Annotated in this window: 10 protein-coding genes; 5 read left to right on the top strand and 5 right to left on the bottom strand. The window is 69.1% G+C overall.

Annotation, left to right across the window (positions count from 1 at the left end; all coding sequences use genetic code 11):
- Positions 1-77 precede the first annotated feature (77 nt).
- Both ACFXJ8_RS43660 and ACFXJ8_RS43665 read right to left on the bottom strand, forming a co-directional pair.
- Entirely contained in the window at positions 78-1,028 is a 951-nt protein-coding gene (locus ACFXJ8_RS43660) for an MFS transporter (RefSeq protein ID WP_379651431.1), read from the bottom strand.
- 81 nt (positions 1,029-1,109) lie between these two features.
- Positions 1,110-2,000, bottom strand: coding sequence for an NAD(P)H-binding protein (locus tag ACFXJ8_RS43665; protein ID WP_379651433.1), 891 nt, complete (start codon positions 1,998-2,000; stop codon positions 1,110-1,112).
- 62 nt (positions 2,001-2,062) lie between these two features.
- On the opposite strand from ACFXJ8_RS43665, the gene ACFXJ8_RS43670 reads away from it, so the two are divergent.
- Positions 2,063-3,019 (top strand): helix-turn-helix transcriptional regulator, encoded by a 957-nt coding sequence (locus ACFXJ8_RS43670; RefSeq protein WP_379651434.1) that lies wholly within the window; start codon positions 2,063-2,065, stop codon positions 3,017-3,019.
- 223 nt (positions 3,020-3,242) lie between these two features.
- Here ACFXJ8_RS43670 and ACFXJ8_RS43675 read toward each other — a convergent pair whose 3' ends face one another.
- From ACFXJ8_RS43675 to ACFXJ8_RS43685, 3 genes are all read right to left on the bottom strand, one after another.
- Positions 3,243-3,386, bottom strand: a complete 144-nt coding sequence (locus ACFXJ8_RS43675; RefSeq protein WP_379651435.1) for a hypothetical protein — start codon at positions 3,384-3,386, stop codon at positions 3,243-3,245.
- A 5-nt stretch (positions 3,387-3,391) separates the two neighbouring features.
- Positions 3,392-3,718 carry a hypothetical protein gene (locus ACFXJ8_RS43680; RefSeq protein ID WP_379651437.1) on the bottom strand — a complete coding sequence of 109 codons (327 nt, stop codon included), beginning with the start codon at positions 3,716-3,718 and terminating at the stop codon, positions 3,392-3,394.
- 92 nt (positions 3,719-3,810) lie between these two features.
- Positions 3,811-4,629 (bottom strand): helix-turn-helix transcriptional regulator, encoded by an 819-nt coding sequence (locus ACFXJ8_RS43685; RefSeq protein ID WP_379651439.1) that lies wholly within the window; start codon positions 4,627-4,629, stop codon positions 3,811-3,813.
- A 117-nt stretch (positions 4,630-4,746) separates the two neighbouring features.
- Here ACFXJ8_RS43685 and ACFXJ8_RS43690 point away from each other — a divergent pair, with 117 nt between their 5' ends.
- From ACFXJ8_RS43690 to ACFXJ8_RS43705, 4 genes are all read left to right on the top strand, one after another.
- Positions 4,747-5,289, top strand: a complete 543-nt coding sequence (locus tag ACFXJ8_RS43690; RefSeq protein WP_379651441.1) for a DUF2231 domain-containing protein — start codon at positions 4,747-4,749, stop codon at positions 5,287-5,289.
- 53 nt (positions 5,290-5,342) lie between these two features.
- The gene (locus tag ACFXJ8_RS43695; RefSeq protein ID WP_379651443.1) at positions 5,343-5,750 is read left to right on the top strand and encodes a hypothetical protein; all 408 of its coding nucleotides are present in this window, start codon (positions 5,343-5,345) and stop codon (positions 5,748-5,750) included.
- A 58-nt stretch (positions 5,751-5,808) separates the two neighbouring features.
- Positions 5,809-6,405 (top strand): GTP cyclohydrolase I FolE, encoded by a 597-nt coding sequence (gene folE, locus ACFXJ8_RS43700; protein WP_379651446.1) that lies wholly within the window; start codon positions 5,809-5,811, stop codon positions 6,403-6,405.
- A 397-nt stretch (positions 6,406-6,802) separates the two neighbouring features.
- Complete coding sequence (locus ACFXJ8_RS43705; RefSeq protein WP_379651444.1) at positions 6,803-7,282, top strand: chromate transporter; 480 nt, start codon at positions 6,803-6,805, stop codon at positions 7,280-7,282.
- The last annotated feature ends 256 nt before the right edge of the window (positions 7,283-7,538 follow it).

Raw genomic sequence — 7,538 nt, forward strand, 5'->3', positions numbered from 1 at the left:
GCGCCATCTCGTCAGGTGTCACCGCACCATGATCTCGAATCCGGCGCGGTGGTTGATCACACGAAGTGATCAACCACCTAACGAAGTACTACTAGTTGGAGGTGCAGGTTGAAGACCAGGCCGAACCCGGAGAAGGCGGCAAAGTAGATCGTCCCGGTGGCCATACCACCGAGGAAGGCTCCCTTGCGGAACAGGCCGGGCAGGATCAGCGGGTCGCCGCCGCTGCGGCTCTTGCGCACCTCGTGCCATCCGAAGACGGTGAACACCACGACGGAGGCCGCCATCATCGCGAAGGTCCAGGCGGGCCAGCCGTACTCGCGGCCTTGAACCAGCGGGAAGATCAGCAGCAGTGCTCCGCAAGAGGCGAGGACCGCGCCGGGCAGGTCGAGCCGAACTCCTGGGGCCGGGCGGCCGGCGGGCAGGAACGTGATCGCGGCGATCAGGACCGCCAAGCCGATGGGCAGGTTGATCAGGAAGATCATGCGCCAGCCGGTGCCGAGTAAGTCGGCGTCGACCAGCCACCCTGCCAGGGTGGGGCCGCCCACCGCCGACAGCCCCATGACCGGGCCCATCGCACAGAAGGCTGCCTGCAGTTCCCGGGGCGGGAACATCTCCTTCAGCATGCCGAGCCCTTGGGGGATCATGCAGGCGCCGAACAGGCCCTGCATCGCGCGAGCGGCGATCACCATCTCCGGCCCGGTCGCGATCGCGCACAGCAGGGAGCCGGCCACGAAGCCGCCGGCGCCGATGAGGAACATGCGCTTTCGACCGGCGATGTCGCCGAGCCTGCCGCCGACCAGCAGGCCGGCGGTCATGGCCAGGGTGTAGGCCACCCCGAGCCATTGAATCAGGGAGGTGCCGCCGCCGAGGTCGGCCCGGATGGTCGGGCCGGCGATGCTGGTGACGGTGGAGTCCAGCATTTCCATCACCGAGCCGGTGAGGATCACCGCCAGAGCCGGCCACCGCCACCGGTAGGACGTGGATGCGGCCGGGGGCGGTGTCGCCGGCAGTGTCAAGGCGTCGGTCATTTAGGGGTTCCCAGGTTAGGAGGAGGCGGGCGTCCCGCACGAGGTGGGACGGGACGGGACGCCCAGGGCGATCGATGACGGTCAGCGGAAGTCCGCGACGTGATCGCGGGCCCATTCGGCGTAGCTGCGCGGGGGGCGTCCGGTGACCTGTTCCACGTCCGGCCATACTCGCATCAGCGCCGACCAGTCCTGGTCGGCGTAGCCGTCGGCGCCGGTTGCGGCGTCGCCGCCGTACTCGACGAAGCCCAGCATGAGGTCGGCCGACTCGGCGGCGAAGCCCCCTTGTGTCTTCATCAGCTCACGGGCGCGCTCGCGGCTGACCTCTTCGTAGCGGACCGGTTCGCCGAGCGCTTCGCCGATGGCCGCCACCTGCTCGCGAACGGTGACCAGCCCCGGCCCGGTCAAGGTGTACGCCCTGCCATGGTGGCCGTCCTCCAGCAGCGCGGCGACGGCGACGGCGGCGATGTCGGCCTCGTGGATCAGGTTCATTGGCTCGTCCGCGAATGGGTAGCGGACCACCCGCTCGGCCCGGATGGACGGCGCCCAGATCTGCAGCATGTTCGTCATGAACCCGCACGGTCGTACGTGCGTCCATTCCAGCCCGGACTCCTCGGCCGCCTGCTCCACCGGGTTGGTGTGCAGGCCGGCGGTCACCGCCGCCCCCGACAGCACCACGATCCGCCTTACCCCCGCCTGCTTGGCCAGCGCGACGACCTCGCGGGCGGTCTCCTCCACGGAGAACAGGTACATCCGTTCCACGCCCTCCAGCGCGGCGGCCACGCTTGCGGGTGCGGTCAGGTCGCCCTCGACGACCTCCACCTGCGGCGGCAGCTTGGCCCCTGCGGGGTTGCGGGTCAGCGCCCGCACGCTGGCACCCGCCCGCACGAGCTGGTCCACCACGTGGCGGCCGACGATCCCCGTCGCTCCGGTCACCAGGATCTTCATCTGCGTTCCTTCCGCTCTGTCGTTCACGGAGGCCACGCTAGAGTCCATTCCGGTCACTTCCTGGCCGGAATGGGAGAGAGTCTGTAATCATGGCGAACACGAGCGCGCGCATGCTGCGATTGCTGTCCCTGCTGCAAACCCACCGATACTGGCCCGGCCTCGAATTGGCCGACCGGCTCGCAGTAAGCGAGCGCACCCTGCGTCGCGACATCGACCGGCTACGCGAACTGGGGTACCCGGTCCACGCCAACCGCGGCGCCTCCGGCGGCTATCAGCTGCGATCCGGTACGGCGATGCCGCCCCTGCTGCTCGACGACGAGGAGGCCGTCGCCATCGCCGTCGGCCTGCGCACCGCCGCCGGCGGCACCGTCGAAGGCATCGAGGAGACCTCGCTGCGCGCCCTGACCAAGGTCGTCCAGGTGATGCCTCCCCATCTGCGCCGCCGCGTGGACGCTCTCCAGGCCTACACGGTCACGGCGCCGCCGGACGGCCCCCAGGTGGACGCCACCACACTCACCGTGATCGCCCAGGCCTGCCGCGACGACGAACGACTCATCTTCACCTACGCCACCCCATCCGGCGAGCCGGCCACCCGGCAGGTCGAGCCACACCGGCTGGTCTCACTCGGGCGCCGCTGGTACCTGGTCGCCTGGGACCTCGACCGCGCAGACTGGCGCGTCTTCCGCCTCGACCGGCTCACCGGCCCGGCCGCCACCGGAGCGCGCTTCCGCCCGCGTGACCTGCCCGCCGCCGACGCCGCCGCCTTCATCGCCGATCGGCTCGGCTCCCGACCCACCCGGCACGACATCACCGTCCTCATCCACACACCGGCCAGCGCCGTCGAACCGGTCGTTGCCGTCACCGGCGGCCGGTGCGAGCCCGTCGACGACCACTCCTGCCATCTGCGGCTGCAAGTGGACGCCTTCGACTGGCCAGTGCTCATCCTTGCCGCGGTCGGCGCGGAATTCGACGTAATCCATCCCCCTGAGTTCCGCCAGCACCTTCGCGACGTAGGCAAGCTCTTCCTACGTGCCGGCACCGCTTAGCCGGATCACGTACCTCAGCCTGAGCGTAATTCCTGGTGATCGTTTCCTGGCCCAATTCCTCCACGAGGAACAAGTCCGCAGGTGGAGGGGTGTTTGCGGGCATGGGAGGACCGCCGTGCTCGGGTCGCGGCTTGTCCGGTGCGTCTGGGCGATCGGGATTCGCGCGGCGGCGCGGATGATCGTGAGGATCGTCGGCAGTGCGTGACCAGAGGGTTTCGGCTGGTCAGGCCGTTTGTGCGGTGGGCGGGTCGTGGGTGGCGGTGAAGATGTTGAGCCAGGCGGGCTGCCAGCGCCATCCGGCGGGCAGGTGGAGGACCAGATGGCCTTGACCACCTGCTCGGCCGTGCCGGGCCAGCCCGGCGGGCACGCTGATCAGGTGGCGGCGCAGGGTGGCACCCGGGCGCGGGCGTGGGAGGCCGAGGCCAGGCAGCCGAGGCCGCGCAGCAGGTTGTGGGTGATGGCCGCCAAGGTGAGCCACGCGGCATTCGCGGCGAAGACGCCCAAGGGCATGTGGGCAAGTGGCCCGTCGATCAAATCGGCGTTGACCTGCTCTTGGAGCGCGTGGTCACGATGCTGTTCCTCGGGCTGGAGGAGGGTATAGGAGTCGTCGGTGAAGATCGGGTAGTAGCGGTAGGCGGGGAACAACTCGCGCTGCCCCTCACCGACAGCGGCGGGCTTGTCGAGGACGAACCGACACAAGCGGCGATCTTGCCCGCGCCACGTCCGTAGGTCAAACCCGCAGATCAAACGCCCTGCGATGAGTTATGAAGCGGTACAGGGCTGGACCCCCACTATGGCGTGTTGCCAGGGTCATCCACAGGCGGAATGCCGTTCTCCCTCGCGCAGCCGACGCCGTCGGTGGCCGGGTCGGGGGCGTTGTGGCCGCCGGATGCGGCGCGCAGTTCGACGCAGCATTGGCCCGGGCGGGGGGCCAGGTCCGCGCGGATACCGGCGGCTTCCAGGCCGGCGAGGAAGCCGTCAACGAAGGCGTGGTTGATCCCGCACACCAGCTCGGGCGAACGAGCGGCGAGGGGATGGAAGGGGCAGTTGAGCAGTCGCAGCTCGGTGGTAGCCGGGCGGTACGGCTCGAAGCCGTGCTGCTCCAGCATCATTTCGCTGACCGTGAGGGAGCGCTCGGGCCCCAGGCGACCCGGGCGGGTGCGGGCGCGGGTCGCCGCTCCCAACTCCTGCCCTCGGTGGCGGGCCGTGCGCAGCGCGGCAGACCGTGCGGACTCACCCGGTTCCTCGGTGAGGACCGCGTCGATGAGGATCTCCGCGAGCACGTCGTGGTGGCGCTCGGGAATGCTGACACGGATGTCGGTGTCGGCCGGCTCATAGACCTTGGGCTTACGGCCCACCCTGCGGACGCCACCCGGGCTGTCGTAGCGGGAGCGCAGCAGCCCGGCCGCGACGAGCTTGTCCAGATGGAAGGCGGCCAGCTTGGCCGAGATGCCGGCTTCACCGGCCGCCTCCTCCCGGGTCACCGGCCGACGGGCACGCCGTACGAAGTCGTACATCCTGCGCCGCACATCGTCTCCGAGGACCAGGACCGCGTCGACGCCCGCAGCGGCGGAGGTCTGCGGCGCAGCCGGATTCGCGTCAAAGGTCATGCATCCACAATAACTCCAACCCATGCTGGCTCAACGTCACGATTTCCCAGGGCAGGTTGACCGGGGTGTGAATAAGTCCAATACTCGTTAGTGAAACCTCTGGAGAGGAGGCGTGCCATGTCCAGCGAATCGCAGCACGCCAAGCGGCCGGTCAGCGCCATGCTCGCCGGTCCCTACGGGCACCCGTTCCACCCCATCCTGGTCACCGTGCCGATCGGAGCGTGGGTAGGCAGTCTCGTCTTCGACGTCGCCTCCCATGTCGTCGAGGACCCGGACTTCCTCGCCCGAGGAGCCATGTGGCTGATCGCGCTGGGCGTGATCGGCGCCCTGGCCGCGGCCATGGTGGGCCTGCTGGATCTGCTGGCCATCCCCACCGGTACGCGGGCGTTCCGTGTCGGTCTCATCCACGTGACGCTGAACCTGCTGGTGACCGCCGCCTACGCGGGCAACTTCCTGTGGCGGTACGCCGGACAGGGGCCATCCGGCAGCGTCGGCGTGGGCCAGCTCACGCTGAATGCCGTGAGCCTGGCCGTGCTCGGCGTCTCGGGATATCTGGGCGGCAAGCTCGCCTACCACTACGGCGTGCGGGTCGCGGACGAGGCGATGCAGGCCGAGGGTTTCGTCCCCGTCCAGCGGCGTCCCGGCCGTCGCACCGGCTGACCACGCTCCATCTCCATCCCCGGCGCATCCGCACCTCGACATCGGGAGTTCCCATGGCCATCGCCGCACTGATCACCTGGGTGATCACCGCACTCGGCGGCTTCTACATGCTCGGCACCTGGATCGCGCACGGCGGCGCTCGAGGCGGCACCAGCCGCCTGCCCGTCCCGGTCATCTTCGGCCACCTCGCGCTCGCCGCCGTCGGTCTCGTCGTGTGGATCACCTATGTGATCACTGACACAGGCGCGCTGGCCTGGACCGCCTTCGGCCTGCTCGTGCCCGTCGCCGCACTGGGATTCCTGATGCTCGCCCGTTGGATCCCGGTCCGCCGGGCCAGCGCAGCCGCGCCGGCGGGGCCGGCCGAACGACATTTCCCGGTAGCCGTGGTCATAGGGCACGGCCTGGCCGCCGTCGTGACCGTGGTCCTGGTACTGCTCACCGCGCTCGGGATCGGAGGCTGACATGACTCGGCACCCTCACGCGACGTTGCGTATGTCCCTGGACTCCTCCCAGCCGCTGATGACGATGCCCACCGCGCTGCACGTCGTCCATGAAGTCAAGGAGACGGACCTGGCGGCCGCCGAACTCGCCGCCGGGCAGTTCCTCCAGGCTCTTGGCATCAGCACCGAATCCGAGAGCATGCGCGGCACACCCGGTCGGATGGCCCGCGCCTACGCCGAACTGTTCAGCCCCCGACCGTTCGAGCTGACCACCTTCCCCAACGACGAGGGATACGACGAACTGGTCCTCGCCCGCAACATCCCGCTGCGATCCGTCTGCGAACACCACCTCCTGCCCTTCGTCGGCACCGCACACATCGGCTACCTCCCCGGACACCGGATACTGGGCCTGTCGAAACTCGCCCGCGTCCTGGAGCACTTCGCCTGCCGCCCCCAGGTACAGGAACGCCTCACCAAACAGGTCGCCGACTGGCTCCAGACCCACCTGGACCCCCAAGGCGTCGGCGTCGTGATCCAGGCCGAACACACCTGCATGACCCTGCGCGGCGTCCAGGCCATCGGCGCCACCACCACGACCTCAACCCTCCTCGGCCTGCTGCGTACCGACGGCCGATCACGCGGCGAATTCCTCACCCTGACCGGCATGCCCGGCTGACCGGCGGCAGTTCAGGGAGGGCGGAACACGCAGCGGCGGGCTCTGACGCGTCGGTCGGGAACCACCGCGCCCGGCGCGGGGCGCCTCGACGCCGAACGAGCGCGGGAATTCACTCGATGGAGGGCGCGGCGGAGGCCGCGGTCACTGCACTCTGACCAGCGCCGCCGTGCCCCCGTAGACACTCGACACCATCGATCCGAACGTCTGATTGTTGACCTGTAGTGCTTCAAATCTCGCATGTACGGTCTGAGCTGGGGTTTCTCCGCCTGGCTTATGCGGCTCGGCGGTACTCGTTGATCGCGCCGCCGAGCACTTTGCGGCGTTCGATCCGGCCTTCCATCGGCACCGCGTACCCCGGCCCGGCGGCTGGCACCCGCACGCCCTGTTCGCGCTGCCGTTGCTCGGCGGTCCGCTTCCGGTCTTTCCCGATCCCACCGGCGCGCAACTGGCCCAGCTGTTCGCCACCATGCTGAAGATCGGCGCTGTGCTGTACGGCAGCGGCTACGTCCTGCTGGCCTTCCTTCGCGGCGACTTCGTCGACCGGCTCGGCTGGATCAGCGAGCAGCAGCTCATCGACGCCGTCTCCATCGGCCAGGTCACTCCCGGCCCGGTCTTCACCACCGCATCCTTCATCGGCTATCTCATCGCCGGACCCGTCGGCGCATTCCTGGCCACCGTGGCGATCTTCCTGCCCTCGTTCGTGCTCGTCGGGCTGCTCACCAAACTCACCGGCTGGCTACGCTCGCGCGCCTGGACCGCCGTCCTCCTCGACGGCCTGAACGCCGCCGCCCTGGCCCTCATGGCGGGGGTCTCCTACCAGTGGCCCGCACCGCCATCATCGACCCGCTCACCGCGGCCATCGCCGTGCGCGCCCTGATCCTGTTGTGGAAGACCCAGCTCAACACCGCCTGGCTGATCGCCGGCGGCGCCCTCACCGGCCTGGCCCACACCATGCTCTCGTAGCCCTCACCTCATCCCCCGCGTCTTCACCTGGGGCTTGCGATACACGCGGGAGCTCCACCAGCGCAGTGTGCCACGCCCGGATCGGATCTACGGGGATGTTCGCAATCCGTAAGAACCGGTGGTCTTGGTCGGGCGTAGACAGGGTATTGGAGCGGATACGTTCAGCCACC

It is taken from the genome of Nonomuraea sp. NPDC059194 (genome assembly GCF_042754765.1).
Lineage (GTDB): Bacteria > Actinomycetota > Actinomycetes > Streptosporangiales > Streptosporangiaceae > Nonomuraea.